Source organism: Vibrio sp. 2130-1, from assembly GCF_033339515.1.
In genome coordinates, this window is sequence record NZ_JAWOUT010000152.1 from 1 (window position 1) to 838 (window position 838).

An 838-nucleotide genomic window follows, 5' to 3' on the forward strand; every position below is an offset into this window, starting at 1 on the left:
GGATTTGGCGCGCTTCTTCCACCATGCCTTCTACAGTTGTGCTCACCACTTGAGCATGGAAACGGGGTGTGCCCCCTAGCGCTTCTTGCATGCCAGCTAAGGTTTGGTTCAAGCCTTGTTTTGACTTCGCCAAAATACTTGGATTTGTGGTTACCCCTTTCAGAGGTAGGCATTGGTTAAAGCGTTTTACTTCTGCCACGTCAGCAGTATCTAAATAGAGTTCGAGCATGGGTTCTACCTTATACAAAATCTTCGTTTTGATGATGGGATCACTATAGATCTGATAATCCGCTGAGATCTTGATTTTGATCAATTGTAATTTCAATTGAAACTATAATAATTTCACAAAACGAAAGTTAAGTGCCAATATTTCATTATCAAATGAAGCTTTCAGAAAAAGAAAAGCGTGAAAAGTAGAAGAGCAAACCAAGAGGCGGACAGCAATGTATTTCAATATTCAGAGGTTCTCGACCCACGATGGTGATGGTATTCGCACCATTCTGTTTCTGAAGGGATGCAGTTTGTCCTGTCCTTGGTGCCAAAACCCAGAAAGCCGCAGTGAAAAGCACTCTCTGCTGTTTGATGAGCGCAGTTGTATGGCGGACTGCCAGCTTTGTGTGTCGGCTTATAAACAAACCGTAAACGGCGACATGGCGAGCGATGGTATCCGACGCATTGACGATCAAATCATCATCAATCGAAAAGCCATGAGCGAGGCGCAGATCATAGCGCTGCGAAACGTATGTCCAACACAAGCGCTCAGCATATGTGGAGAAGCGGCGAAATCGGACGACCTGTTTGAAGTGTTGATGAAAGACAAGCCTTTCTACGATCAAAG

2 protein-coding genes are annotated in these 838 nt (G+C 44.6%); one reads left to right on the forward strand and one right to left on the reverse strand.

Going from position 1 to position 838, the window contains the following annotated elements:
* On the reverse strand, positions 1-229 hold a 229-nt coding region (locus tag R7Q09_RS24830; protein ID WP_318143782.1), incomplete at its 3' end, for a transaldolase family protein.
* A 214-nt stretch (positions 230-443) separates the two neighbouring features.
* Between R7Q09_RS24830 and R7Q09_RS24835 the strand changes: the two genes are divergently transcribed.
* The coding region (locus R7Q09_RS24835) for a 4Fe-4S cluster-binding domain-containing protein (protein ID WP_318143783.1) at positions 444-838 on the forward strand (395 nt) is incomplete at its 3' end.